The following is a 25,526-nucleotide window of genomic DNA, read 5'->3' as shown; positions in this document are numbered from 1 at the left end:
TCCAGCGCATGGCTGGCGCCGCTGGTCAGCAGAATCTGCTCGGGGTGGGCGTTGAGCCGAGGCGGCAGTCAGAACATCAAGGGGCTCAGGCCGGCAGTCCCAGCTCCCGGGCGATCAGCATCCGCTGGACCTCGCTCGTCCCCTCGCCGATCTCCAGGATCTTCGAGTCGCGCCACATCCGCGCCACCGGGTACTCGTTCATGAAGCCGTAGCCGCCGTGGATCTGCGTCGCCTCGCGGGCGTTGTCCACCGCGACCGTGGAGGAGTACAGCTTCGCGATGGCCGCCTCCTTCTTGAACGGTTCGCCCGCCACCAGCCGCGAGGCCGCGTCGCGCCAGCCCACGCGGGCCATGTGGGCGCGCATCTCCATGTCGGCGATCTTGAACTGGATCGCCTGGTTGGCGCCGATCGGCTTGCCGAACGCGTGGCGTTCGGCCGCGTACTTCACCGACTCGTCCACGCACCCCTGCGCCAGGCCCGTCGCCAGCGCCGAGATCGCGACCCGGCCCTCGTCCAGGATCCGCAGGAACTGCGCGTAGCCCCGGCCTTCCTCGCCCAGCAGGTTGGCGGCGGGCACGCGGACGTCGGCGAAGGACAGCTCGCGGGTGTCCGAGGCGTTCCAGCCGACCTTGGAGTAGGGGGCCGCGACCGTGAAGCCGGGGGTGCCCGAGGGGACGATGATCGCGGAGATCCGGGGGCGGCCGTCCTCCTTGCGGCCCGTGACCGCCGTCACCGTCACCAACTCGGTGATGTCCGTACCGGAGTTGGTGATGAAGCACTTCGAGCCGTTGATCACCCACTCGTTCGTGGCCTCGTCCAGCACCGCCGTGGTGCGTGTGCCGCCCGCGTCCGAGCCGCCGTCCGGCTCGGTCAGGCCGAACGCGCCGAGCGCCTCGCCCGCGCAGAGCTTCGGCAGCCACTGCCGCTTCTGCTCCTGCGTGCCGAACAGGTGCAGCGGCATCGCGCCCAGGGAGACCCCGGCCTCCAGGGTGATCGCCACCGAGGAGTCGACCCGGGCCAGCTCCTCCAGGGCGATCCCGAGCGCGAGGTAGTCGCCGCCCATGCCGCCGTACTCCTCCGGGAACGGCAGCCCGAACAGGCCCATCCGCCCCATCTCGCGCACGATCTCGTACGGGAACTCGTGGCGCTCGTAGAAGTCGCCGATCTTCGGCGCGACCACGTCGTGCGCGAACTCCTCGACCGTGCGGCGCAGTTCCTCGTGCTCGGCGGTCAGCCGGTGGTCCAGGGACATGGTGTGGATCACTCCTTGTGGGAGGCGGAAGAAGAGGAAGGGGTCAGGGCGCGGACCGTGCGGGATGGGCTCGGTCGTCCCAGGTGTCCGGCCAGCCAGGCGCTGGTGGCCGTCAGTTCGGACAGGTCGACGCCGGTTTCGATGCCGAGGCCGTCGAGCATCCACACCAGGTCCTCGGTGGCGAGGTTGCCCGTGGCGCTCTTCGCGTACGGGCAGCCGCCGAGGCCGCCCGCCGACGCGTCGACCGTGCTCACCCCGTGCTGGAGCGCCGCAAGGGTGTTGGACAGCGCCTGGCCGTACGTGTCGTGGAAGTGCACCCCGATGGCGGGGGTCGGCACGCCCGCCTCGTTCAGCGCCGTCAGCAGCGCCGTCACGTGGCCCGGTGTCGCGACCCCGATCGTGTCGCCCAGCGACAGCTCGTCGCATCCCAGGTCCATCAGCGCCTTCGCGACCCTGACCACCTGCGCCACCGGCACCGCGCCCTCCCACGGGTCACCGAAGCACATGGAGAGGTACCCGCGGACGTGCGCCTTCTCCGTCTTCGCGCGGGCCACCACCGGCTCGAACATGGCCAGCGACTCGTCGACGGTCCGGTTCAGGTTGCGGGCGGCGAACGTCTCCGTGGCCGAGCCGAACACCGCGATCGACCGGGCCCCGAGCGCCAGCGCCCGGTCCAGGCCGCGTTCGTTCGGCACGAGGACCGGCAGGGATACGTCGCCCACGTCCGCGATCTCACCGATGAGCGGGAACAGCTGTTCCGCGTCGGCCAGTTGGGGCACCCACTTGGGGTGCACGAAGCTCGTCGCCTCGATGGTGGTGAGCCCCGCCACGGCCAGGCGGCGGATGAACTCCGCCTTCACCTCGGTCGGGACCGTCTCCTTCTCGTTCTGGAGGCCGTCCCGCGCACCTACTTCGTGGATGCGGACCCGCGAAGGGAGGCCCGGGGCCGGGACCTTCATGGGGAGTGCTCGCGTGGTCATGCGTCCTCCTGAGCCGGAGCAGGAGCCACTACCGCCAGGATCTGGTCCATCGCCACCGTCGCGCCCGCCGTCACGTCCAGCTCGGTGACCGTCCCCGCGTGCGGGGCGGAGATCACGTGCTCCATCTTCATCGCCTCCACCACGAGCAGGCTCTGACCCGCCTCGACCTCATCCCCGACGGCCACCTTCACCACCGTGACCGTGCCGGGCATCGGCGCCGCCAGCGTGTCCGCCCCGCTCCGGCCCGCCCCGCTGAGGGAGGCCTCCACCGGGTCGTGGTCCTGGACGTGCCAGGTGTCGCCGTCCCGGCCGAGCCAGTCGCCGGAGCGGTGGAAGTGGCCTACCGTGCCGTCGAGTTCGACCGTGACCCGGTCTGCCGTGACCGTCGCGGAGGCCGGGGCGCTCCGAGCGAGCGGTTCACGTCCCGCCACCCGCAGCGGGAAGCTCAGCGGCACCCGCACACCCCCCGTACGCCACCCGCTCGGCACCGAGAACGGGTCCGTCCAGCCCCCCGCGTCCGGCCGGGGCTCCAGCGCCTCCCGGCGGACCGCCGCAGCGGCCGCGTACACCTCGTCCGGTACGCCGTCCGGCAGCAGGCCCTCCGCCTCGCGCTCCACCAGCCCCGTGTCCAGGTCGCCGGAGACCACGTCCGGGTGGGCCAGCAGGCGGCGCAGGAAGCCCGCGTTGGTCGGGACGCCGAGGATCACCGTGTCCGCCAGGGCCGCCCGCAGCTTGCGCAGGGCGCTCGCGCGGTCGGGGCCGTACGCGATGACCTTCGACAGCATCGGGTCGTACAGGCTGCCCACCGGCACGCCCTCGCTGAGCCCCGAGTCCGTCCGCACCCCGCCGCCCTGCGGCTCGCGCAGCGCCAGCACCGTACCGCCGGAGGGCAGGAAGCCCCGGGACGGGTCCTCGGCGCAGATCCGGGCCTCGATCGCCCAGCCGTCCAGCGTGATGTCCTGTTGTGCGTACGGGAGTTGCTCGCCCGAGGCCACTCGCAGCTGCCACTCCACCAGGTCCAGGCCGGTGATCAGCTCGGTGACCGGGTGCTCGACCTGGAGGCGGGTGTTCATCTCCATGAAGTAGTACGAGGCCGGGTCGTTGCCCGGGACGATGAACTCCACGGTCCCCGCACCGACATAGCCGCAACTGCGCGCCGCCTGCACGGCCGCCTCGCCCATCGCCGCCCGGGTCTCCTCGTCGAGCAGGACCGAGGGGGCCTCCTCGATGATCTTCTGGTGGCGGCGCTGGAGCGAGCACTCGCGCTCGCCCAGGTGCACCACGTTGCCGTGGGCGTCGGCCAGCACCTGGATCTCGATGTGGCGGGGGCGGTCGATCCACCGCTCCACGAGCAGCGTGTCGTCGCCGAACGAGGCCCGCGCCTCCCGCCTCGCCGCCGCGATCTCCTCGGCCAGCACCGCCGCGTCGCGGACCAGGCGCATGCCCTTGCCGCCGCCGCCCGCGGAGGGCTTCAGCAGGACCGGTGTGCCGATCTCCCGTGCGGAGTCCTCCAGTTGGGCATCGGTGAGGCCGCTCCCGGACGAGCCGGGGACCACCGGGACCCCGGCCGCCGCGACCGTCTCCTTGGCCCGGATCTTGTCGCCCATGAGGGAGATCGCGGAGGCGGGCGGGCCGATGAAGACCAGGCCCGCGTCCGTGCACGCCTGCGCGAACTCGGCGTTCTCCGCGAGGAATCCGTAGCCGGGGTGCACGGCCTGCGCGCCCGTGCGGCGGGCCGCCTCCAGCAGCGCGGGCACCGACAGGTAGCTCTCGGCGGCGGGCGGCGGGCCGATCCGTACCGCCGTGTCCGCCTCCCGTACGTGCCGGGCGTCCGCGTCCGCGTCGCTGAAGACCGCGACCGAGCGCACCCCCAGCTCGCGCAGGGTCCGGATCACCCGGACGGCGATCTCGCCGCGGTTGGCGACCAGAACGGTGTCGAACATCGTCATCTGTTCCTCACATCCGGAAGACGCCGAAGCCGGGCCCGGCCGGGTCCTTCTGGGGCAGCGGGGCATTGGCGCAGGCGGTCAGGGCGAGGCCCAGCACCTGCCGGGTGTCCACGGGGTCGATCACGCCGTCGTCCCAGAGGCGGGCGGTGGCGTAGTACGCGTTGCCCTGGGTCTCGTACTGGGCGCGGATCGGGGCCTTGAACGTCTCCTCGTCCTCGGCGCTCCAGTCGTCACCGAGCTGGTCGCGCTTGACGGTGGCCAGCACGGAGGCCGCCTGCTCGCCGCCCATGACGGAGATCTTGGCGTTGGGCCACATCCACAGGAAGCGGGGGCTGTAGGCCCGGCCGCACATCGAGTAGTTGCCCGCGCCGTACGAACCGCCGACGACGACCGTCAGCTTCGGCACCCGGGTGCAGGCCACCGCCGTGACCATCTTCGCGCCGTGCTTGGCGATGCCGCCCGCCTCGTAGTCGCGGCCGACCATGAAGCCGGAGATGTTCTGGAGGAAGACGAGCGGGATGCCGCGCTGGTCGCACAGCTCGATGAAGTGGGCGCCCTTCTGGGCCGACTCGGCGAACAGGATGCCGTTGTTCGCGACGATCCCGACCGGGTGGCCGTGGATGCGGGCGAACCCGGTGATCAGCGTGGTGCCGTACTCCGCCTTGAACTCCTGGAAGCGCGAGCCGTCCACCACCCGGGCGATGACCTCGCGTACGTCGTACGGCGTCCGGGAGTCCACGGGCACCGCCCCGTACAGCCCCGCCGGGTCGGCCTTCGGCTCCTCGGCCGGCTCGACCGACCAGGGGAGCGGGGCGCGGTCCGGGAGGGTCGCGACGATGTTGCGGACGATCCGCAGGGCGTGCGCGTCGTCCTCCGCGAGGTGGTCGGTCACGCCGGAGATCCGGGAGTGGACCTCGCCGCCGCCCAGCTCCTCGGCCGTGACGACCTCACCGGTCGCGGCCTTCACCAGCGGCGGGCCGCCGAGGAAGATCGTGCCCTGGTTGCGGACGATGACGGCCTCGTCGCTCATCGCCGGGACGTACGCCCCGCCCGCCGTGCAGGAGCCCAGCACCGCCGCGATCTGCGGGATGCCCGCCCCCGACATCCGGGCCTGGTTGTAGAAGATCCGGCCGAAGTGGTCCCGGTCGGGGAAGACCTCGTCCTGCATCGGCAGGAACGCGCCGCCCGAGTCGACCAGGTAGAGGCAGGGGAGCCGGTTCTCCAGCGCCACCTCCTGCGCGCGCAGGTGCTTCTTCACGGTCATCGGGTAGTACGTGCCGCCCTTGACGGTCGCGTCATTGGCGACGATCACGCACTCGCGGCCGGAGACCCTGCCGATACCCGCGATGACACCCGCCGCGGGGGCCTGGTCCCCGTACATCCCGTTCGCCGCCAGCGGGGCCAGCTCCAGGAACGGCGAGCCCGGGTCGAGGAGGGTGTCCACCCGGTCCCGGGGGAGCAGCTTGCCGCGCGCCTCGTGGCGGGCCCGCGCCTTCTCACCCCCGCCCAGCCGCGCTGTGGCGAGCCGTGCCGCCAGATCGTCGGCGAGCGCGTGATGCGCCGCCTCGTTGGCCTGCCAGGCCTCCGAGGCGGGATCGGCCGCGCTCGCCAGGACCGGTGCCTGCTGCATCGTGTCGAGCCCCCTTGCCCGTACCGCAGTAGTGAAATGGCGTTCACGTGGTGTTAATGAGCGTTAACGCGCTTCCCTCAGGTTAACGAGCGCTAACGGCCCTGTCTAGAATGAATCCTCATGAGCCCCCATGCCGCCGCCCGCGTCGCGGCCCCCACCCGCCGCGAGCAGATCCTGCGGGAGGCCGCCCGCCTCTTCGCCGAGCGCGGCTTCCACGGTGTCGGCGTCGACGAGATAGGCGCCGCGGTCGGTATCAGCGGCCCCGGTCTCTACCGCCACTTCCCCGGCAAGGACGCCATGCTCGCCGAGCTGCTGGTCGGCATCAGCGAGCGGCTGCTGGACGGTGGCCGCCTGCGGGTGTCGGAGGACGCGGCCCGGGGCGACGGCTCCCCGGAGGCGCTCCTGGACGCGCTCATCGAGGGCCACATCGACTTCGCCCTCGACGACCGCCCCCTCATCACCCTCCACGACCGCGAGCTGGACCGGCTGCGCGACACGGACCGCAAGCGGGTGCGCCGGCTCCAGCGCGAGTACGTGGAGGTCTGGGTGGGCGTCGTCCGCGCCCTGTACCCGGCCCTGCCCGAGAACGAGGCCCGCGTCACCGTGCACGCCGTCTTCGGCCTGCTCAACTCCACCCCGCACCTGGCCCGCCCGGAGGCCCGCCCCGGCCGCGACGCCACCGCCGCGCTGCTGCACCGGCTGGCGCGGGGGGCGTTCGCGGCGGCGGCGGTGGTGGACCCGGCCTGAGCGGGGGGTTCGCCTGCTAGCCGGGGGCGTCGCCGGATCGTCGGTGTCTCACCTCTCCTGTACGCCTGGCGCCTCACCCCTCCTGTGCGCCTGGTGCCGTAGTGCGAGGGGGCGCCGTGAGGCGTTCGGGAGTGCAAGGGGCGCCGCGAGGCGTTCGGGCCGCTCCCCTCAGGCCGCCGTCAGGTGATCGTCCGCCCAGGAGGCGAACGTGGTCACCGGAATCCCGAGAGCCAGGGCGAGTTCGGGGCGGGCCGGCTGGGTGACGGCGTTGCTCCACAGGTGTCCGGCGCCCCACGCGGGCATCCCCGCCGCGAGGGCCTCGTCGAGGCTCATCGTCGGCGCCTCCACCGGAACGCCCCACGCGGTGGACAACGTCCCGGCGACCTCCTCCATGGTGAGCAGGTCGCCCGCGAGCTCCAGCTCCACCCGGTGGAAGCGGTCGGGATCCCGTACGGCGTGGGCGGCGGCCGCGCCGATGTCCTCCGTGGCCACCAGCGCCAGGGTCGTGTCAGGGAGCAGAACCGTGGCCAGCCCGCCTTCGGGGCCGTGGGGCGCCAGTTGGGGCAGGTTGTCCATGAAGAACGCGGGCTTGATCACGGTCCAGTGGGCGAACCCCGCCCCGCGCACCCGCTCCAGGATCGCCTGCTTGGTGTCGAAGTAGCCCGCCAGCGCCGCCCAACGGCCTTCCGCCCACCCCGGCGTCCCGGTGTGCTGCCCGACCCCGCTGGTCGAGGACTGGACGAACTGGTCCACGCCCCCGGCTCGCGCCGCCTCGATCAGATGGGTTGCCTGCGCCAGCTCGGCGGCGAAGTCGGCGCCAGCCTCGCTCATCGGCGGCATCTGCACCGAGAACACGGCCCGGACGCCCGCGCAGGCCGGATCCAGCGAGGGCCGGTCGGAGAGGTCGCCGGTGACCAGCTCGGCGCCCAGCGCCTCGACGGCCTGCGCGCGCGGGGAGTGCGGGTCGCGTACCAGCGCGCGCACCGGCACATCGGCGGCCAGCAGGGCCCGGGTGACGGCCCCGCCCTGGCGTCCGGTGGCGCCGGTGACCAGTACGGGGGCGGAACGTGGTGCCATGGCCGTGTCTCCTCGCAGCTCGGGACACGAAACGGCGGGGCCCGCCGTTTCGTGTTGGTTACGATATGGCGGGGCCCGCCACTTAGCAAGGAGAGCACGTGACCGGTCAGCGCTCGGACGCCCGCCGCAACTACAGCCGCATCCTGGCCGTGGCCGAGGAGGAGGTCGCCCGGCACGGGGCCGCCGCCTCCCTCGAACAGGTCGCCCGCATCGCGGGCGTCGGCTCCGCCACCGTGCGCCGCCACTTCCCGACCCGTCAGGCCCTGCTCGAAGCCGTCTTCCAGGAACGCGTCCAGGCCCTCTGCGAGCGCGCGGACCGGCTGAGCCGCACCGACGACAGCCGGACCGCCCTGCTGGAGTGGCTCCACGACCTCGTGCGGTACGCCGTCTCCGCCCGGGGACTCGCGGACGTCCTCGCCTACGAGCCCCCCACCGACACCCCGGCCGGCGCCCCCACCGACACGCCGGCCGACACCGACGCCTCCGCGCGGCACTCCTGTGGGGCGGCGCTCGAAGACGCGGCCGCCCCCCTGCTCCGCCGCGCCCTGCGCGAGGAGGTGGTCAGGCCGGGGGTCACCTTCCACGACCTGCTCACCCTCGCCGTCGGCATCGCCCTGGCCACCGAGCACCACGCCGAACCGGCGATCCAGGCCGACCGCCTCTTCACCCTCACCGTCGAGGGCCTCAGCCCGAGCCCCTGAACGCGAGCCCGAGCCCCTGAACGCGAGCCCGAGCCCCTGAACGCGCCCCGGCGTACGGGGCACGGCGTACGGGGCACGGCGTACGGCGTACGGAACACCGAGCGTGCCCCGGCGTACGGCGTCCGGCACGCGGGGCACGCCCCGGCGTACGGCGTACCGGACACCGAGCGCGCCCCCCGCCTCCGGCGTACGGAACACCAAGCACGCCCCGGCGCACGCCGCCGGTCATGGAGCACGCCCCCGCCTCCGGCGTACGGGGACACCGAGTACGCCCCCCGTCCGACGCCCGGAACACGAAGCACGCCCCCGTCCGGCCTTCGGGACACCGGGCACACCCCGCATCCCGGACGGCACAATGGGTTCATGCCGATACCCAGCCGCGCCGCCCTCGTCGACCACCTCGTCCGTTCGCGTATCGCGGGGGACGTCGCCACGCCTCGTGACAACAACCTCTCCCACTACCGCAAGCTCGCCAACGGTGACCGCCACTACTGGCTGGGCCTGGAGCTGGGCGACCGCTGGACCGACGAGCAGGACGTGCTCGCGGTGATGGCCGAGCGCTGCGGGGTGAACGACGACCCGGCACACCGGATCGGCCAGGACACCATCGACCCCGAGCTGACGGTCGACGCCCTGGAGCGGATGGCGGCCCGCCTGCGCAAGGCGGCGGACGGCCGTGAGCGGGTCCTCTTCGCCACCGGACACCCCGGCGGCCTGCTGGACGTGCACCGGCAGACGGCCGACGCCCTGCGCCGCGCGGGCTGCGAGATCGTCCGCATCCCGTCCGGGCTGATCGCGGACGAGGGGCTGGTCGTCCAGTTCGCGGACGTCGCGATGCTGGAGCGCGGGGCGACCCTCTGGCACACCCACTCCCCGGCCCCGATGGCGGCCATCCTGGACGCCATGGCGCACCTGGGCCGCCCGCTGCCCGATCTCGTCGTCGCGGACCACGGCTGGGCGGGGTGCGCGGGCCAGCGCGGGCTGGACGCGATCGGTTACGCGGACTGCAACGACCCGGCCCTCTTCCTCGGCGAGTCGGAGGGCACCCTCCAGGTCACCATCCCACTCGACGACCACGTCACGGACCCGCGCTTCTACGACCCGATGACGGACTACCTGCTGCACGCGGCGGGGCTCCTGGAGGACGACGAACCGGTGCGGGAGCCCGCCGCCTAGCGAGGTCCGGGCGGGGTCACCCGCCCGGACCCCCGGGGCCCCGCCGCCGCTGCTCCCGCCCCGGTGTCGGGTCCAGATACACCCGCCGGACCGAGGGGAACCGCTCCCGCAGCTGCGCCTCGGCCTCCTCGCAGGCCCACTCGACCTCCTCGGCGGTGGCCATGTCCCGGAAGTCGACCTTCGCGGCGATCAGGATCTCGGCCGGCCCCTGGATCAGCGTGGTCAGCTCCAGTACGTCGACGATGTGCGGGACGGACTTCAGCTCCTCGCGCACCCCCGCCCGCATCGCCGCGGGCAGCGGCCGCCCGATGAGCAGCTGCGCGTTGGAGCGGCCCAGCACCCAGGCCACGTACACGAGCAGCAGGCCGATCAGGCAGGACGCGATCCCGTCCCAGACCCCCGACCCCGTCAGCTGCCCGCCGAGCAGCCCGCCCGCCGCCAGCAGCAGCCCGATCAGGGCCGCCGAGTCCTCCATGACGACGGCCTTCACGGCGGTGTCGGGGGTGTGGCGCAGGTAGTACGTGTCCGGCACCCGCAGCCGTGACGACTCGCGCCGCACCTGTTTGACGCCGGTGCGCAGCGAGTAGCCCTCCAGCAGGAAGGCGACGCCCAGGACGACGTACGAGACGAGGGGGTTGCCCAGCTCCTCGCCCGCGACCAGGGTGTGCACCCCGTCGTAGACCGAGAAGACCGCACCGCCGACGAAGGTGGCGATGGAGGCGAGCATGGCCCAGATGTAGCGCTCGGGGCCGTGGCCGAGGGGGTGGTCCTCGTCGGCCGGCTTCCCGCTCCGCTTGAGCGCGGCGAGGAGCATGACCTCGGTGACGGTGTCGGCGACCGAGTGGGCCGCCTCGGAGAGCATCGCGCTCGATCCGCTGATCAGCCCGGCGACGGCCTTCGCCACGGCGATGCCGAGGTTGGCGAGGGCCGCCACGATCACCGTGAAAGTGGACTCCCCGCCGCCGGCTTCCCCGCCGCCGGCTTCTCCAGCACCATCGGCCTTCGTATCGCTCATGGTGGGGAGTATGTCCGAAATCGCGCGTCAGGTGAGGAATGGTGCGTCAGGTGAGGCTCATCCCCGGGGGACCCGGACGACACCTTCCTGGATGACGGTGATCGCGAGGCGCCCGTCGGCGGTGTGGATGCGGGCCTGGCCGAGCCCCCGCCCGCCGGAGGCCGACGGCGACTCCTGGTCGTACAGCAGCCACTCGTCCGCCCGGAAGGGCCGGTGGAACCACATCGCGTGGTCCAGGCTCGCCCCCACCACGTCCCCGACCGCCCAGCCGCCCCGCCCGTGGGCCAGGAGCACCGAGTCCAGCAGCGTCATGTCGGAGACGTACGTGGCCATGCAGACGTGCAGCAGCGGGTCGTCCGCGAGCTTGCCGTTGGTCCGGAACCAGACCTGGGAGCGCGGCTCGCGCGCCTCGCCCACCGTGCCGAACGGCGGCGCGTCCACATACCGCAGGTCGACGGCGGCCCGCGCCTCGATCAGCCGGTCCACCATCCCCGGGTCGCTGAAGCGGTCCGCGTACCGGGGCAGCATCTCGGCGGCCGTGGGCAGGGTCTCCGGATCGGGCGAGGCGGGCATGTCGGCCTGGTGCTCCAGCCCTTCCTCGTACGTCTGGAAGGACGCGGAGAGGTGGAAGATCGGCTGCCCGTGCTGCACGGCGACGACCCGGCGGGTGGTGAAGGACTTCCCGTCGCGGATGCGGTCGACGCTGTAGACGATGGGCGCGCCCGGGTCGCCCGGCCGCAGGAAGTACGCGTGCAGGGAGTGGGCGCTCCGGTCCGCCGGGACCGTCCGGCCCGCGGCGACCAGCGCCTGGGCCGCGACCTGCCCGCCGAACACCCGGGGCACGACCGCGCTGCGGCTCGTGCCCCGGAAGATGTCCCGATCGATCTGCTCCAGGTCGAGCAGATCGAGCAGGGAATCGAGTGCTGCGCTCATGGAGAGAACGTGGTCCTTACAGAAGTAGCTCGTACGGAACCGGCTTCTGCGACGCTCACAGCCCCATGGACTTGGCGATGATCGACTTCATGACCTCGCTGGTGCCGCCGTAGATGCGGTTGACGCGGTTGTCCGCGTACAGGCGGGCGATCGGGTACTCGTTCATGAAGCCGTAGCCGCCGTGCAGCTGGAGGCAGCGGTCGATCACGCGGTGCGCGACCTCGGTGCAGAACAGCTTGGCGGAGGCGGCCTCCGCCGCTGTCAGCTCACCGGCGTCCAGGGCCTCCAGCGCGCGGTCGGCGACGGCCTGGGCCGCGTCCACCTCGGCCTGGCAGGCGGCCAGCTCGAACTTGGTGTTCTGGAACGAGGCGACGGTCTTGCCGAAGACCGTGCGCTCCTGCACGTACTCCTTGGCGAACCGGACGGCGGCCGCGGCCTGCGCGTACGCACCGAAGGCGATGCCCCAGCGCTCGGAGGCCAGGTTGGTGCCGAGGTAGCCGAAGCCCTTGTTCTCCTCGCCCATGAGGTCCTCGGCCGGGACCTTGACGTCGACGAACGCCAGCTCGGCGGTGTCGGAGGTCCGCAGGCCGAGCTTGTCGAGCTTGCGGCCGATCGAGTACCCCTCCGACGTGGTGTCGACGGCGAAGAGGGAGATGCCGAAGCGGCGGTCGTCCTCGCGCGGGGCGGCGGTACGGGCGCAGACGATCACGCGGTCGGCGTGGACGCCACCGGTGATGAAGGTCTTCGAGCCGTTGAGGACGTAGTGCGTGCCGTCCTCCGAGAGCTTGGCGGTGGTCTTCATGCCCGCGACGTCGGAGCCGGTGCCCGGCTCGGTCATCGCGAGGGCCCACATCTCCTCGCCGGTCGCGAACTTCGGCAGCCAGCGCTTCTTCTGCTCGTCGGTGGCGAGCATCTTGATGTAGGGCAGGCCGAGCAGCGTGTGCACGCCGGACCCGCCGAAGGAGATACCCGCACGGGCGGTCTCCTCGTAGATGACGGCTTCGTACTTGTGCGAGTCGATGCCCGCGCCGCCGTACTCCTCGTCCACCTCGATGCCGAAGATGCCCAGCTCGCCCAGCTTGAGGTAGAACTCGCGCGGCACCTGACCGGCGGCGAACCACTCGTCGTACACCGGCACGACCTCGGCGGCGATGAAGGCGCGGATGGTCTCCCGGAACGCCTCGTGGTCCTCGTTGAATACCGTACGGCGCACGGGGTGCCTCCTTGATCGGCTGAAGTGTTCGTCGGTTCGACGGCTGCCGCATTCGCTCACCGGGCGTGGCTAAGCGCTTGCTCATTCCCCCTCGAAGTTACCGGGCGGTCACGGAGCTGTCCAGGGTGATGCTGAGCACGCGCGAGCGACCCGGGCCGGGCGCGTGGCCGGGGGCGGCGCCGGGGCTGTTGCTGGGGCTGTCGCCGGGGCTGTTGCGGGGGGTGTTGTCAGTGGCGTGGTGCAGGATCGGTGGCAGCGGATCGATCGGTAGGGGGCCGGGACGGGATCGGTGCGGGTCCGGGACGGATCTGTACGGGGCCGAGACGGATCTGTACGCAGCCGAGACGGATTTGTACGGGGCCGGGGAGACCCGGGCCCGGGTGAGGGGGGCATCGTGACGATCACGAACCGGCAGGTGGCGGAGCACGCGTTCCTGCTCCCGCTGTACGAGGACGACTATTTCCCGGACCACGTCCTGGACCGGGGCAGGGCGGTGCTGTTGCGCCTGTGCGAGCGGATCGAGGCCGAGAGCCCGGCGGACCTGGCGGCGCTGTACCGGCTGACCGAGGGGGCGACGGAGGAGTTCAACGCCTTGGAGGCCGAGTTCGAGGCGGCGGGCAGCGAGATCGAGACGGTGGCGCGCGAGGAGATAGGCGAGGCGTTCTGGTTCATCGCCCAGGCATACGGCTTCGAGGACGCGGACGGGGAGGAACTGATCGCGGCGCGGGAGTGGTGAGGGGCCTTGGGGGCGGGCGGGCTGGGAGGGCCGGAGCGGGCGGGGGCGGACCGGACGGGGGTCGGGCGGAGGCCGGTCGCCGGGCTGAGCCCGAGGGCGTACGGGATGCTCAGCCACCAGCCCTCGGGCGTGGCTACCAGTGCTCCGGCGTGGCCACCAGCCCTCCGGCATGCCGCCGCCCTCTTGGACCTGCGCCCTCTTGCACGTGGTGGTCACCCCGTACGCTGCGCCGCCCCGTCGTCCGGCGGCTGCTCCGCCCCGGGGGCCGGCTGCTCTGCCCCACAGGCCGGCTGGTCCGCCTCGGGGTTGGGCTGCTCCGCCTCGGGGGCCGAAGGTTCGGCCCGTACGAGGGTCGACGGTTCGGCCCGTACGACGGTGAGCGCGGTGCGGATGGCCTCCACGGCCTCCAGCAGCCGGGCCCGCGAGGCCGGTGACGCCCGCGCCAGGACGGCCGCGAGCCGCTCCTCACGCCGGGCCCGCAGCCGGTCGAGGTGGGCCCGCCCGTGGGCGGTCAGCCGCAGCTCGACCTCGCGCCGGCTGGCCGTGCTGGAGGACCGCCGTACGAAGCCGATGGCCTCCAGCCGGTCGCACAGTCGGCTCACCGAGGACGGCGCGGCCTCCAGCTCCGCGCCGAGCTGCCGCAGATTGATGCCCTCCCGGCGTTCGAGCACGTACATGACCCGGAGCTGCGGCGCGGACACGGTGACGGGCGAGGAGCCGTTCGGGACCCGCGTCCAGTAGACCTCCAGCAGCTCGATGACCCCGCGCATCGCCTCTGCCACGTCGCGGAGTCTGTGATCAGGGCCGGATGGCTCTACGTCCATGCTGGAACACCCTCGGTCGAGCTGCGGCCCCGTCCGCGCCTGCGGGCAGGTCCTCCATAGCGTTGACGCCCCAGCCGTTCCGAAACCCATGATTCTTCCTGGGCCGCGCGGGGGCGTGGTGGGGGTGCGTGGTGCGGGGGCGTCGAATTCCCGCGAAATGGATCGAAAAACGCACGAGTTCGCAGACATGGTGCCGGAGGTGCCGGGCACGAGGCTGTCAGCGGTTGCTCAGGAAATGGGCGCGACGGAATGAGCACCTTTCTTTACGAGGTGCGCGGGCCGCTGCACAAATTCATTCACGTGCGATCGAAGGAGTTTTCATGAGCGAGAACCTGTGGGGCTACCAGCCGACCGCCGGCCACACCGCCGGTACCGACCTGATCGGTTACAAGGTCGAGGCGACCGACGGCAGCATAGGCAAGGTCGACAAGCACTCCGACGACGTCACGTCCTCGTACCTGGTGGTCGACACCGGCGTATGGATCTTCGGCAAGCACGTCCTGCTCCCGGCGGGCACGGTCAGCCGGATCGACACCGACGACCAGAAGGTCTACATCGACCTCACGAAGGACCAGATCAAGGACGCCCCGGAGTTCGACAAGGACAAGCACATCGGCGACTCGGACTTCCACCGCACGACCGGTGAGTATTACGGCCGCCACCGTCGCGTCTGATCCGACGGAGACGTCGGCAGAAGCGCCGTAACAGCGGGCGGGGCGGGACGCGATGACTGCGTCCCGCCCCGCCCGCTTGCCCGGCTACGTGGTGCTGAGGCCCGGGACTTACAGGGCCCCGTCCTGTACGGCGGTGACGAAGGCGGCCCACCCGGCGGCGGGGATGAGGAGCGTCGGCCCGCCGGGCACCTTGGAGTCGCGGACGGGGACGGCGGTGGGGTGGTGGTCCTGCACTTCGAGGCAGCTGCCCGACTCGCTGCCGCTGTAGGACGACTTGCGCCAGCGGGCGGGCGAGAAGAGGGTCGGGGTGTCCCGCATAGACATGTTCTCTGGCCCTTCTGTTGGCGAACCGGAGTGTGAGCCCCCAGCGGTCCGGGCCTACAGGGCCCCGTCCTGTACGGCGGTGACGAAGGCGGCCCATCCGGCGGCGGGGATGAGGAGCGTCGGCCCGCCGGGCACCTTGGAGTCGCGGACGGGGACGGCGGTGGGGTGGTGGTCCCGCACTTCGAGGCAGCTGCCGCTGTCGCCGTTGCTGTAGGACGATTTGCGCCAGCCGCTGAGGGACGACGCCATGGGGTTAGTCATGCTAGCCATGCTCTCTGTAGCCCTTCGATGTCGCCTTCAGCGCTGCCAGAGACTCCTTCAGAGGCAGTGCGTCGCTCATGGCCAGAGTGTAGTCGGCTTGGAACGCCTCGACCACGGACGGTGAATCGTGCAACCGTCCCATCCGAAGCCCTTCGCTGTACGCGATCGGTGGCTGGTCGTCGAACCACATCAGCGTCAACATGCCATCCAATAGCGGGTGATATCCGAGCCCCAGTGGGATCACATGCGTTCGGATGCGCTCGGACTCGGTCAGAGCGATGATGTGGTCGATCTGCTCGGCCATGGCCTCCGGCCCCCCGACCGGCCGTCGCAGCACCGCCTCGTCGAGCACTGCCCAGACTGCGGGTGACGTCGGGCCCTTGAGGATCTCCGCGCGCTCCAGTCGTGCGACAACGGCCCTGTCACGTTCGGCCCGGCTCAGAGACGGGAACGACCTGCCGAGGACGGCACGCGCGTACGCCTCGGTCTGAAGAATGCCCGGTACCAAGGAGGGTGCGAACTCACGGATCGCCGTCGCTTGCTGCTCCAAGTGCTTTACGGGCGAGAAGTAGTCCGCGAGGACATCGTCATCCGCTCCGGGCCGGAAGCTCGTGAGCACATTGCCTGTGCCCAGTGCCATGTCGAGCCGGCGGGCGTCCTCTTCGCTGGGTACTCGGCGGCCGGCCTCGATATGCGAGATGTGCGACCGAGTCATCAGCGCCTTGTCCGCCAGCTGCTGTTGTGTCAGGCCAGCCGCTTCCCGCGCAGCTTTCAACCATTTGCCATAGGTATTACTCACAGCCAACTCCCGTGCGACAAGCGCGATGTCACGCCGAATCCTCTGGCGAGCCTAGCCGTGCCGATCTCACTCTGTGAGTGGATCGCTACTCAGCGAGGAATTCGCCACCACCTGTCACGGAGTTGACTGCTCATGAACGAAAAGGCATCGAACGAAGCGCGTCTGCTGCCCTGGACCGGCCTGGGCGGCAGGCCCTGCTACGTCGTCGGCAACGGCACGGGCAGGGTCTCGCAGGCTGCGGACAAGGTGGAGGACCAGCAACTGAGCATGGCGCTCGAACTGCTGGACCACGCCGACGACCTGCTGGCCGACGAACGGTCCACCGAGATCCAGCTCCGTCATGTCAGCGCAGCCTTGACCCACTCCCTGCGCGATGTGCACCGGGTGGCCCGGAGCCGGGGCCTCAGGCTCGGGATCCCCGACGAATCCGGGGAGGAGCACTCGTCAGGTACGGGGCTCGTCCGGCTGCTTCCCTGACGGCCGCGACGTACCGCCTCGTACGGTGATGGTGTCCACCGGGTCGTGCGGCAGCGCGATCCGGTACCCCGCGAAAACCCCCGACCGGGTCGTGCTCGACCGCGACGTGGCGACCCGCGACATCAACTACTCAAAGAACCAGGAGAAATAACCCGACCCGACCCACCCCGTCGCGCACCTGACGCGTCCCAGGGGCTCGTCACCCACACGGGTGAGGTTTGCCAACTGAGCTGGATTTCGTACCGGTTGCCCGGCATATGCTCACGCCAGCACCACCCCAGACATACGTCGGCCCCCGGCCGGGACAGCAATCCCGATCGAGGGCCTGACCACCAAGGAAGAAAACAGCTTCCCGATGGATACCCAGCAGAATACTGCCCTCCTGCGCGCCGTGGCAGAGCTTCCCGGACCTCTCCCGGACCGTGGCGTGGTCCACGTCGTCATCCCGCACACCGACCGCTTCACCGTCGTCGGCAACCACCTCGCCCAGCACCCCGGCCTCAGCACCACCGCCGTGGGCATCGCCGTACGCATCCAGTCCCTGCCCCAGGGCGCCCAGATCGGCATCAAAGCCCTGGCCGCCCGCTTCCCCGAGGGCGAAAAGCTCATCGCCACCGCCCTGCGCGAACTGGAAGCCCACGGCTACCTGCAACGAGCCCGCCAACGCCTGCCCGACGGCCGCATCGTCACCCGCACAGTCTTCTGCAACCAACCCGCAGCACTGCTCCACCCCCGCACCACCATCCCGCCACAACTACCGCCCGCAGCACGGGAGACCCTGGCGCCCATGCCCGTGCCGGTTGCGGATGCGGTGAAGGTCCAGGAGCTGGCGCCCCAGCCGTTGCCGGTGCGCACACCCGAGCCTCCCGTGCCCCAGGCCACCGCACCCACCACCGCGCCCGAGCAGGCCGCCCCACAAGCACCCGCACCCGCCGACGTGCCCGTGCCCACCGACGTACCCGTACCCGGCCCCGCCCCCGTACCGCACAGGCACGCACCGCAGGATCACCCACTCATCGCACCCGAACCGCCCTTCGCACCCACCCCGCCCTTCGTACCCCTCGTACCACCCCCCACCGCACCCAAGCCCCCGCGCCCACCCCTCCCCCAACCCCACGACCTCACCCCTGAACTAGCACGCGCCGCCACCGCACTCCTCAGCGACCTCCGCCGCCACGCACCCCAATTCACCCTCTCCGAACACGACATCCACCACCTCACCCCCGCAGTCGCCACCTGGCTCGAACGCGACACCCACCCCGACACCATCCGCCACACCCTCACCAACGACCCACCCCAACCCCTCCACCATCCCGCCAAACTCCTCAAACACCGCCTCACCACCCTCCTCCCTCCACCCCTCCCCGGACCCCAAGAACTCACTGCCCCCACCCACCCACGCACCACCGCCACCCCCTTCCAAACCTGCGACGGCTGCGAACGCGCCTTCCGCTCACCCACCCCCGGCCACTGCCGCGACTGCCGAACCACACACCAACGCCAGAACCAACACCAGAACCAACAGCAGCACCAGCAACATCAACAGGCCGCCGCCTGACGACCCTGCCCAGGCTCTTCGCCCGTATTTCAGCCGCCTGCGCCTGGGCCCGAGAGGTGGACTCAAGCTCGGGGTGGCAGGATCTCGACGACCACGGCTGTGCCGACAGCAGGTTGAGCTTCGTGCATGGTGATCACGTCTCCACGCTTCAGATGTCTCCACCGTTCGGGGCTCAGGGGTGCCAGCCGGACATCGGCGGTCTCTCCCGGGCCGAGCCCCTTGGCGAACTCCACCCATAGCCTCGCGATGCCCAGGGCCGGCTTCCCGTCAGCGGTGCGGCGGCCGATGTCCCACAACGGCCTGAGCCGACCGTCCCCGGCGAAGGCGCTCCGGCGTCCACCCTCCTCAGGGCCCAGCAGGCTCAGCGTTGCCCGGACGGTGCCGTGCCGGACCTCCCACCCCCGCCACTGGCACCAGCGGCGACTGCGGTCGAGCGTCATCTGTCGAGCGGCCTCGGCCAGAAGCTCCCAGAACTCCACAGAGACGGGAAAGAGATCACCGATCTCGATGAGGATGTCGAGCGCCATCTCCCACTCCTGGTGCGCGATGCACTCGCGGACATCTCCCACCGTCACGCCGTTCTCCGCCGTGGCGTCCTCGGGCAAGAGGTCGACGGCCTGCCGAATGAGGGTGAAGGCGTCATGCATGTGCGGCATTGTTGCCGGTGCCGGGCCGTGGCCTCTGTCGGGACGGTCGGCCGGCTGTTCACTACGTGTCCGTACCCGCGCGAGCTGCGAGTGGGTCGCGAGGAGTCGGCATCTCCGCCTGGTCAGCGGCTGACTGGAGAACGCCCCGGTGCACACCGGCCGATGGGCCATCTCCCGTTCGGCCGGGCCGCCGGTACTGGAGGAGACATCGCGCGGCTCTTCAGCCCGGCCGTCCGCCTCGGGGCAGGGCCGAAATGACGGACGGCCCTCCCCTCGCCGCGGCTACGCTCCCAGCTCATGACCACAACCACACGCGGCGAAGACGGGAACAGGAACAAGGCCGACGGCGGAGGCGGCGGGCACGACGGATACGAGGTCGACACCGACCCGGAACGCCTCGACGTCGGCCTCGTGCACCACTGGCTCTCCACGGACGCCTTCTGGGCGCTCGACCGCAGCCGCGACACCGTTGAGCGGTCCATACGCGGGTCGCTCAACTTCGGTGTCTACGGCCCCGATGGTGCCCAGGTCGCCTACGCCCGCGTCGTCACGGACCGGGCGACCTTCGCCTGGCTCTGCGATGTCTACGTGGCGCCCGAGCACCGCGGCCGGGGGCTGGGCGTTCGGCTGGCCACCGCCGTACGCGACCACCTCGCGCCGTACGAACTGAAGCGGACGCTGCTCGCCACGCTGGACGCCCACGAGCTGTACGAGAAGGTCGGGTTCGTCCCCCTACCCGATCCCGAGCGGCTGATGATCCTGCGCCCTGAGCAGTAGGCTCCGCGCCGGCTGAGGCGGACAGCGCGGACAGCGCGGACAGCGCGGACAGCGCGGACAGCGCGGACAGCATCGGGCGGGAAGACCTCGGCCCGGGGCGCGCACGGCGGACCGGGCCCAGGGGTCACGGCTGCCTCATCGCCTGGCGGAAGCCCGTGTTCACCGCCAGGATGCCGCCGTCCACCCGCAGCGTCGTCCCCGTGATCCACGACGCGTCGGCGGAGGCGAGGAAGGCGACGGCGGAGGCGATGTCCTCGGGGGTGCCGACCCGGCCGAGCGGGTAGAGCGCGGCGGCGCGCTCCAGTTCGGCGTCGCGGCCCGACCAGGCGTCGGTGCGGATCGTGCCGGGGGCCACCAGGTTGACCCGTACGCCGCGCGGGCCCGCGTGGCCCGCCAGCGTACGGGTCAGGCTCGTCAGGCCCGCCTTGGCGGCGCTGTACGCGTGGCCGCCGAAGTCCTGCTCGCCGTTGACCGAGCCGATGGTGACGATCGCGCCCCGGCCCGAGGCCACCAGGTGCGGCAGGGCGGCGCGGGCGCAGCGGAAGGGGCCCGAGAGGGTGATGTCCAGGTCGCGTTCCCAGATCTCGTCCGTCTCGTCCTCGAAGAGCCTCTCGTCCTCGCCCGCCGCGTACGCGTTGTTGACCAGGACGTCCAGGCGGCCGAAGGTCTCGACCGCGTACGCCACCGCCGCCTCCACCGCCGTCCGGTCCGCCACGTCGCAGGCCAGGGAGTCTGCCGTACCGCCCGCCTCGCGGATCGCCGCCGCCGTGTCGGACGCGCGCTTCGCGTCCAGGTCGGTGACGAGGACCGAGGCGCCTTCCGCCGCCAGGCGGTGGGCCGTTGTCGCGCCGATGCCCTGGCCGGCGGCGGTGATCAGGACGCTGTAACCATCGAAGCGGGATCGTGTCATAGCGCCGACCGTACTGCCCTGACCAGTGCCTGCGCACGGGGGTCGGCGGTGACTCCCTTCTGGAGGCCGTTGGTCACGTAGCCGAGCGCGATGCCCGACTCCGGGTCCGCGAAGCCCAGCGAGCCGCCCCGGCCCGGGTGGCCGAACGAGCCGGGGCCCAGCAGGGGCGCCGCCGGGCCGTGCAGCATGTAGCCCAGGCCGAAACGGGTGTTGACCACCAGGACCCGGTCCGGGCCCGCCGACTCCTCGGTGCGGGCCAGGGTGAGGGTCGCCGGGGCGAAGAGGCGGCGGTGGCCGTCGACCGGGCCGATCATCGCGGCGTAGCAGTGGGCCAGGCCCCGGGCCGTCGCGATGCCGTTGGAGGCGGGGAGTTCCGCCGTACGGTAGGCGGCGTCGTTCTCGTCGGGGAACGGGTCGATCGCGCCGAAGGCACGGCGGGTGAGCGAGTCCGGGTCGCGGTAGGCCTCGACCACCGAGCGCTTGGGGCGTACGCGCAGGGTGCCGGAGGCCTCGGGCGGGGCCGGGGGCTCCACCGGGCCGATGCGGCCGATGCGGTGGGCCTCGTCGGCCGGCAGCCCGAACCAGAAGTCCAGGCCGAGCGGGCGCGCGATCTCCTCCGCGATCCAGCGGCCGATGGTGCGGCCGGTGGCGCGGCGGACCAGTTCGCCGATGAGCCAGCTGTAGGTCTGGGCGTGGTAGCCGTGGTCCGTGCCCGGCTCCCACTCCGGGCGCTGGGCGGCGACGGCGGCGGGGCCCGAGACCCCGTCGGCGGCCTCGGCGGGCGTGAGCGTGCGGTCCAGGGCCGGGACCCCGGCGCGGTGGGCCAACAGGTCGCGGACCAGGACGCGTTCCTTGCCGTTCGCCTTGAACTCCGGCCAGTACGTGGAGACCGGGGCGTCCAGGTCCACCTGCCCGCGCTGGTGGAGGAGGAGGGGGACGGCGGCGGCGATGCCCTTGCCCGCCGAGCGCACGATCTGGACGGTGTCGACGGCCCACGGTTCGGTGCCGTCCACGTCCCGCGTACCGGCCCACAGGTCGACGACCTTGCGCCCGTCGCGGTAGACGGCGACGGCCGCGCCGCGCTCGCCCCGCTGCTCGAAGTTGCGGACGAAGGCGTCCGCGACCGGTTCGAACCCGGGCGCCACCGTGCCCCGTACGTCCACGCCCGCGGCCATGTCCGCTCCCGTACCCGCCGCCCTGCTCAGTCCCGCGCTCCCGCTCATCCCCCCATGGTGCACGGCCGGGTGGGGTACGCGGGGAGCGGGTCGGTGTCACCACCGCACTGTCACGATCTGTTTACGGGGACGGAACGGTGGCCTGTTCACAGGGCGGGAACGGTGACCCGTTGACGGCCAGGGAAACGTGACCCGTTCACGGCCAGGGAAACGTGACCCGTTCACGGCCAGGGAAACGTGGCCTGTTCACGGCCAGGGGACGGTGACCGAACGCGGGTCGAAGCCGAACGGCAGCTCCAGCCGGTGCGCGCGCATCAACTCCTCGTCGCAGAGGAGCTCCTGCGTACGTCCGTCGGCGGCGATCACGCCCTCGCTGAGGATCACCGCGCGCGGGCAGAGCTCCAGCGCGTACGGCAGGTCGTGGGTGACCATCAGCACCGTGACGTCCAACGAGCGCAGGATGTCGGCCAGTTCGCGGCGGGAGGCCGGGTCCAGGTTGGAGGACGGCTCATCCAGGACCAGGATCTCCGGCTCCATCGCGAGGACGGTCGCCACGGCGACGCGGCGGCGCTGCCCGAAGGAAAGGTGGTGCGGCGGGCGGGCCACGTACTCCTCCATCCCGACCTGCCGCAGCGCGCCCATGACCCGCTCCTCCAGCTCGGGTCCGCGCAGGCCCGAGGCGGCCGGGCCGAAGGCGACGTCCTCGCGGACCGTGGGCATGAACAGCTGGTCGTCCGGGTCCTGGAAGACGATCCCGACCCGGCGGCGGATCTCCGCGAGGTTCCGCCTGGCCACCGGGAGCCCGGCGACGTGGACCGTGCCGGAGCCCGCCTCCAGGATGCCGTTGAGGTGCAGGACGAGCGTGGTCTTGCCCGCGCCGTTGGGGCCGAGGACCGCGACGCGCTCGCCGCGCTCCACGGTGAGGTTCACTCCGAAGAGGGCCTGGTGGCCGTCGGGGTAGGCGTAGGCGAGGCCGCTGACGTCGAGCGAGGGGGCGGTCTCGTCCGCCGAGGTGGGGGTCACAGGGTCCATCCCAGCAGACAGACCGCGAGCGCGAGTACGGGGAGGGCCGCCGCGTACGCCCATTGGGTCCGGTCCGCCGTCACCTCGTCGATCACCGGCATCGTGCCCGCGTACCCCCGGCTCACCATCGCGAGGTGGACCCGCTCGCCACGCTCGTACGAGCGGATGAACAGGGCGCCCATCGAGGTGGCCAGGACGCCCCACTGCCGTACGCCGCGCGCCTCGAACCCCCGGGAGCGGCGGGCGATCGACATGCGCCGCATCTCGTCGGTGATGACGTCCCCGTACCGGATCATGAACGAGGCGATCTGGACGAGCAGCGGGGGCAGCTTCAGCCGCTGGAGGCCCAGCAGCACCGCGCGCAGTTCGGTGGTGGAGGCCAGGAGCACCGAGGCGGCCACGCCGAGGGTGGCCTTGGCCAGCACGTTCCAGGCGCCCCAGAGGCCGGGGACGCTGACGGAGACGCCGAGGACGGTCGTCTGTTCGCCGGGCACCACGAACGGCATGAGCAGCGCGAACGCGACGAACGGCACCTCGATGACCAGCCGTTGGAGGAGGAAGAGGGGCGGGATGCGGGCCACCGCAGCGACGGCGGCGAGGAGCGCCGCGTACAGGCCGAAGGCCCACATCGCCTCGCGCGGGGTGCAGACGACCACGAGGACGAAGCCGAAGACGGCGGCCAGTTTGCAGTGCGGGGGCAGCCGGTGGACCGGGCTGTGTCCGTGCCGGTAGAGCTTGTGGGCGTGGCCGGCTCCCATGTCAGGCCTCTTCCCTGCCGGACCGCATCCCTGTCAGACGTTCTCGTGGTCGCGGGACGCCTCGGTGGACTCCTCCCTGCGCCGGCGCACCACCCAGAAGACGCCGGTGCCCACGACCACGGTGGCGCTGACGCCGATCACCCCGGCGAGGCCGCCGGAGAGCCGGGCGTTGGCGATGTCGCCGACCCCGTAGTCGGCGAGCGGGGAGTCGGCCGCGCCGTGCTCCCGCGCCTTCTCGTCGATGCCCTGGTCGGCGGCGACCCGCTCCAGGCCGTCGGGGCTGGCGGAGGCGTAGAAGGAGACGAACCCGGCGAGGAGGAAGGCCGAGACCAGGCCGGTGATCCAGAACCCCCGGGTGGAGCGGGCGGGGGCGGAGGCGGGCTCCGGCTCGCGGGTGGCGGCCGGGGCGTCGACCAGCTCGCCGTCGACCCGGAGCTTGAGGGGGGTGGCCAGGCCCTGGACGCCGTGGACGAGGTCGGGGCGTACGGCGAGGACGGCGCCGACGGTCAGCGCGGTGATGACCGCCTCCCCGATGCCGATCAGGACGTGTACGCCGACCATGGCCGTGAAGACCTTGCCGATCGGGATGTCGGTCGTGCCGCCGACCCAGTAGAGCAGCGTGAACACGGCGGCCGACGCGGGCACGGAGACCAGCGCGGCGACGAACGCCGAGGCGGTCGCGGACCGGCGGGTGCGCGGCAGGACGCCGGTGAGCAGGCGGAACAGTCCGTACGCGACGAGGACGGTGACCACACCCATGACGGTGATGTTCACGCCGAGCGCGGTCAGGCCGCCGTCCGCGAAGAAGATGCCCTGCATCAGCAGCACCACCGCCAGGCAGAGCACCGCCGTATAGGGCCCGACGAGGATCGCGGCCAGTGCCCCTCCCATCAGATGGCCGCTGGTACCGGCGGCCACCGGGAAGTTCAGCATCTGCACGGCGAAGATGAACGCCGCCACCAGACCGGCGAGCGGCGCGGTCCGCTCGTCCAGTTCGCGGCGCGCGCCGCGGAGGCTGACGGCGACCGCGCCGGCGGCGAACACCCCGGCGGCGACGGAGACAGGTGCATCGATGAAACCATCGGGTACATGCATGGGAAGGCTCCGCTTCCTGCGGTTCCGCACGGTGTCCGCGTCCGCGCGGAGGCGGCTCTGCGGGCGGGGTCATGAACCCATCAATAATAGTGCCCTCTTGCAAACCCTACGCAAGAGCTGGAGTCCGGCATCTGCACCGCATCCACCGCCGGGGAGGCCCTGGGCCTCACCTCCTGTGACGGTGAGTGGACGCCCACCGCGCCACTTCCCCAAAATATGGGACATTAGAGGGCAAAGCGATACGTATAGGAGGAGCCGGCCCATGCCCCCTGTGATCGAAGAACATGCACGCGCCCGGCTCATCACCGATGGCCCTCTGACCCGCCCGGTCCCCGTCGAACTGCGCTACGACGCCGCCGACGATCCGCGCACCGTCCACATCACCCTGCCCGGCGGCACCGACTGGGCGTTCGGCCGCGACCTCCTGGAACGCGGTCTGCGCACCCCGATCGAGCGCGGAGCCGTCCGTGTCTGGCCGTGCGGCCGGACCCAGCTGATCGTGGAGCTGCACTCGACGGACGGGGTCGAGGTGTTCCAGTTCGAGACCAGGACGCTGATCCGCTTCCTCGCCCGCACCCGCTCGCAGGCCCCGGCCACGGCCACGCCGTCGGACGGGTCCCCGGAGAAGCGCCCCTCCCGCACCACCGCCGCCAACACCGCCACCACCACCCGCCCGGAGCGCGGCGCCCAGCCGGCCCGCGGCTGAGGGCGCCGAACAGCTGAGGGCGCCGAACAGCTGAGGGCGGCACCGCAGCTGGCGCGCCACCGCAGCTGAGGCGCCACGCGCAAGCGGAGAAGGCCCCCGTGCTCATCGC

At 71.7% G+C, this 25,526-nt stretch carries 27 protein-coding genes; 9 read left to right on the top strand and 18 right to left on the bottom strand.

Translation table 11 applies throughout. The features are described from left to right. Positions 1 to 85: 85 nt before the first annotated feature. The 4 genes from AB0917_RS24390 to AB0917_RS24375 are packed head-to-tail and all read right to left on the bottom strand — an operon-like array spanning position 86 to position 5,811. Positions 86 to 1,252: an acyl-CoA dehydrogenase family protein gene (locus tag AB0917_RS24390; protein ID WP_366821771.1), complete on the bottom strand. Its 1,167-nt coding sequence runs from the start codon at positions 1,250 to 1,252 to the stop codon at positions 86 to 88. Positions 1,253 to 1,260: 8 nt separating this feature from the next. Further along, positions 1,261 to 2,232 carry a hydroxymethylglutaryl-CoA lyase gene (locus AB0917_RS24385; RefSeq protein WP_366821769.1) on the bottom strand — a complete coding sequence of 324 codons (972 nt, stop codon included), beginning with the start codon at positions 2,230 to 2,232 and terminating at the stop codon, positions 1,261 to 1,263. Beyond that, complete coding sequence (locus AB0917_RS24380) at positions 2,229 to 4,181, bottom strand: acetyl/propionyl/methylcrotonyl-CoA carboxylase subunit alpha (RefSeq protein WP_366821768.1); 1,953 nt, start codon at positions 4,179 to 4,181, stop codon at positions 2,229 to 2,231. Before AB0917_RS24380 ends, AB0917_RS24385 begins: the two co-directional genes overlap by 4 nt. A gap of 7 nt (positions 4,182 to 4,188) precedes the next feature. Beyond that, a complete protein-coding gene (locus AB0917_RS24375) occupies positions 4,189 to 5,811 on the bottom strand; it encodes a carboxyl transferase domain-containing protein (RefSeq protein WP_366821767.1) in 1,623 nt (540 codons plus the stop codon). Between the two features lie 120 nt (positions 5,812 to 5,931). Here AB0917_RS24375 and AB0917_RS24370 point away from each other — a divergent pair, with 120 nt between their 5' ends. After that, a complete protein-coding gene (locus AB0917_RS24370; RefSeq protein WP_366821766.1) occupies positions 5,932 to 6,558 on the top strand; it encodes a TetR/AcrR family transcriptional regulator in 627 nt (208 codons plus the stop codon). Positions 6,559 to 6,726: 168 nt separating this feature from the next. Here AB0917_RS24370 and AB0917_RS24365 read toward each other — a convergent pair whose 3' ends face one another. After that, entirely contained in the window at positions 6,727 to 7,635 is a 909-nt protein-coding gene (locus AB0917_RS24365) for an NmrA family NAD(P)-binding protein (protein WP_366821765.1), read from the bottom strand. 98 nt (positions 7,636 to 7,733) lie between these two features. On the opposite strand from AB0917_RS24365, the gene AB0917_RS24360 reads away from it, so the two are divergent. Both AB0917_RS24360 and AB0917_RS24355 read left to right on the top strand, forming a co-directional pair. Further along, the gene (locus AB0917_RS24360) at positions 7,734 to 8,336 is read left to right on the top strand and encodes a helix-turn-helix domain-containing protein (protein ID WP_366821764.1); all 603 of its coding nucleotides are present in this window, start codon (positions 7,734 to 7,736) and stop codon (positions 8,334 to 8,336) included. Between the two features lie 363 nt (positions 8,337 to 8,699). After that, positions 8,700 to 9,512 (top strand): phosphatase, encoded by an 813-nt coding sequence (locus AB0917_RS24355; RefSeq protein WP_366821763.1) that lies wholly within the window; start codon positions 8,700 to 8,702, stop codon positions 9,510 to 9,512. 16 nt (positions 9,513 to 9,528) lie between these two features. Here the strand turns inward: AB0917_RS24355 and AB0917_RS24350 are convergent, their stop codons facing one another. The 3 genes from AB0917_RS24350 to AB0917_RS24340 are packed head-to-tail and all read right to left on the bottom strand — an operon-like array spanning position 9,529 to position 12,673. Beyond that, complete coding sequence (locus AB0917_RS24350; protein ID WP_366821762.1) at positions 9,529 to 10,527, bottom strand: cation diffusion facilitator family transporter; 999 nt, start codon at positions 10,525 to 10,527, stop codon at positions 9,529 to 9,531. Between the two features lie 57 nt (positions 10,528 to 10,584). Further along, a complete protein-coding gene (locus AB0917_RS24345; RefSeq protein ID WP_366821761.1) occupies positions 10,585 to 11,460 on the bottom strand; it encodes an acyl-CoA thioesterase II in 876 nt (291 codons plus the stop codon). Positions 11,461 to 11,515: 55 nt separating this feature from the next. Beyond that, positions 11,516 to 12,673, bottom strand: a complete 1,158-nt coding sequence (locus AB0917_RS24340) for an acyl-CoA dehydrogenase family protein (protein ID WP_366821760.1) — start codon at positions 12,671 to 12,673, stop codon at positions 11,516 to 11,518. 394 nt (positions 12,674 to 13,067) lie between these two features. Between AB0917_RS24340 and AB0917_RS24335 the strand changes: the two genes are divergently transcribed. After that, the gene (locus tag AB0917_RS24335; protein ID WP_366821759.1) at positions 13,068 to 13,409 is read left to right on the top strand and encodes a DUF5713 family protein; all 342 of its coding nucleotides are present in this window, start codon (positions 13,068 to 13,070) and stop codon (positions 13,407 to 13,409) included. Positions 13,410 to 13,621: 212 nt separating this feature from the next. On the opposite strand, the gene AB0917_RS24330 is transcribed toward AB0917_RS24335, so the two are convergent. Continuing rightward, positions 13,622 to 14,191: a MarR family winged helix-turn-helix transcriptional regulator gene (locus tag AB0917_RS24330; protein WP_366821758.1), complete on the bottom strand. Its 570-nt coding sequence runs from the start codon at positions 14,189 to 14,191 to the stop codon at positions 13,622 to 13,624. Between the two features lie 362 nt (positions 14,192 to 14,553). Between AB0917_RS24330 and AB0917_RS24325 the strand changes: the two genes are divergently transcribed. Beyond that, entirely contained in the window at positions 14,554 to 14,907 is a 354-nt protein-coding gene (locus tag AB0917_RS24325) for a PRC-barrel domain-containing protein (RefSeq protein ID WP_366821757.1), read from the top strand. A 108-nt stretch (positions 14,908 to 15,015) separates the two neighbouring features. Here AB0917_RS24325 and AB0917_RS24320 read toward each other — a convergent pair whose 3' ends face one another. Genes AB0917_RS24320 through AB0917_RS24310 form a run of 3 tightly spaced genes read right to left on the bottom strand, consistent with a single transcriptional unit; the run spans position 15,016 to position 16,291 of the window. Next, positions 15,016 to 15,231 carry a DUF397 domain-containing protein gene (locus AB0917_RS24320; RefSeq protein ID WP_366821756.1) on the bottom strand — a complete coding sequence of 72 codons (216 nt, stop codon included), beginning with the start codon at positions 15,229 to 15,231 and terminating at the stop codon, positions 15,016 to 15,018. A gap of 54 nt (positions 15,232 to 15,285) precedes the next feature. After that, a complete protein-coding gene (locus tag AB0917_RS24315) occupies positions 15,286 to 15,501 on the bottom strand; it encodes a DUF397 domain-containing protein (protein WP_366821755.1) in 216 nt (71 codons plus the stop codon). Beyond that, positions 15,494 to 16,291 carry a helix-turn-helix transcriptional regulator gene (locus tag AB0917_RS24310; protein WP_366821754.1) on the bottom strand — a complete coding sequence of 266 codons (798 nt, stop codon included), beginning with the start codon at positions 16,289 to 16,291 and terminating at the stop codon, positions 15,494 to 15,496. The genes AB0917_RS24315 and AB0917_RS24310 overlap by 8 nt, the downstream gene beginning before the upstream one ends. Before the next feature lie 132 nt (positions 16,292 to 16,423). Between AB0917_RS24310 and AB0917_RS24305 the strand changes: the two genes are divergently transcribed. Both AB0917_RS24305 and AB0917_RS24300 read left to right on the top strand, forming a co-directional pair. Continuing rightward, positions 16,424 to 16,768, top strand: a complete 345-nt coding sequence (locus tag AB0917_RS24305) for a hypothetical protein (protein WP_366821753.1) — start codon at positions 16,424 to 16,426, stop codon at positions 16,766 to 16,768. 355 nt (positions 16,769 to 17,123) lie between these two features. Next, positions 17,124 to 18,326 (top strand): hypothetical protein, encoded by a 1,203-nt coding sequence (locus tag AB0917_RS24300; RefSeq protein WP_366821752.1) that lies wholly within the window; start codon positions 17,124 to 17,126, stop codon positions 18,324 to 18,326. A gap of 62 nt (positions 18,327 to 18,388) precedes the next feature. Here the strand turns inward: AB0917_RS24300 and AB0917_RS24295 are convergent, their stop codons facing one another. Continuing rightward, positions 18,389 to 18,982 (bottom strand): hypothetical protein, encoded by a 594-nt coding sequence (locus tag AB0917_RS24295; RefSeq protein WP_366821751.1) that lies wholly within the window; start codon positions 18,980 to 18,982, stop codon positions 18,389 to 18,391. 288 nt (positions 18,983 to 19,270) lie between these two features. On the opposite strand from AB0917_RS24295, the gene AB0917_RS24290 reads away from it, so the two are divergent. Further along, positions 19,271 to 19,750 carry a GNAT family N-acetyltransferase gene (locus tag AB0917_RS24290; protein ID WP_366821750.1) on the top strand — a complete coding sequence of 160 codons (480 nt, stop codon included), beginning with the start codon at positions 19,271 to 19,273 and terminating at the stop codon, positions 19,748 to 19,750. Between the two features lie 124 nt (positions 19,751 to 19,874). On the opposite strand, the gene AB0917_RS24285 is transcribed toward AB0917_RS24290, so the two are convergent. The 5 genes from AB0917_RS24285 to AB0917_RS24265 all read right to left on the bottom strand — a co-directional run bounded on the left by AB0917_RS24285 (position 19,875) and on the right by AB0917_RS24265 (position 24,711). Then, positions 19,875 to 20,660 (bottom strand): SDR family NAD(P)-dependent oxidoreductase, encoded by a 786-nt coding sequence (locus AB0917_RS24285; RefSeq protein ID WP_366821749.1) that lies wholly within the window; start codon positions 20,658 to 20,660, stop codon positions 19,875 to 19,877. Further along, complete coding sequence (locus AB0917_RS24280; protein WP_366821772.1) at positions 20,657 to 21,823, bottom strand: serine hydrolase domain-containing protein; 1,167 nt, start codon at positions 21,821 to 21,823, stop codon at positions 20,657 to 20,659. The genes AB0917_RS24285 and AB0917_RS24280 overlap by 4 nt, the downstream gene beginning before the upstream one ends. A 258-nt stretch (positions 21,824 to 22,081) precedes the next feature. Continuing rightward, a complete protein-coding gene (locus AB0917_RS24275; RefSeq protein ID WP_366821748.1) occupies positions 22,082 to 22,867 on the bottom strand; it encodes an ABC transporter ATP-binding protein in 786 nt (261 codons plus the stop codon). Beyond that, the gene (gene cbiQ / locus AB0917_RS24270) at positions 22,855 to 23,616 is read right to left on the bottom strand and encodes a cobalt ECF transporter T component CbiQ (protein ID WP_366821747.1); all 762 of its coding nucleotides are present in this window, start codon (positions 23,614 to 23,616) and stop codon (positions 22,855 to 22,857) included. Before cbiQ ends, AB0917_RS24275 begins: the two co-directional genes overlap by 13 nt. A 33-nt stretch (positions 23,617 to 23,649) precedes the next feature. After that, positions 23,650 to 24,711 carry an energy-coupling factor ABC transporter permease gene (locus AB0917_RS24265; protein WP_366821746.1) on the bottom strand — a complete coding sequence of 354 codons (1,062 nt, stop codon included), beginning with the start codon at positions 24,709 to 24,711 and terminating at the stop codon, positions 23,650 to 23,652. A 262-nt stretch (positions 24,712 to 24,973) separates the two neighbouring features. Between AB0917_RS24265 and AB0917_RS24260 the strand changes: the two genes are divergently transcribed. Continuing rightward, entirely contained in the window at positions 24,974 to 25,417 is a 444-nt protein-coding gene (locus AB0917_RS24260; RefSeq protein ID WP_366821745.1) for an SsgA family sporulation/cell division regulator, read from the top strand. Positions 25,418 to 25,526: the final 109 nt, after the last annotated feature.

The organism is Streptomyces sp. NPDC007346, assembly GCF_040703535.1.
In the GTDB taxonomy this organism is placed as follows: domain Bacteria; phylum Actinomycetota; class Actinomycetes; order Streptomycetales; family Streptomycetaceae; genus Streptomyces.
The sequence above is the reverse complement of the archived record's forward strand: the minus strand, read 5'-3'. Positions and strand labels throughout refer to the sequence as shown.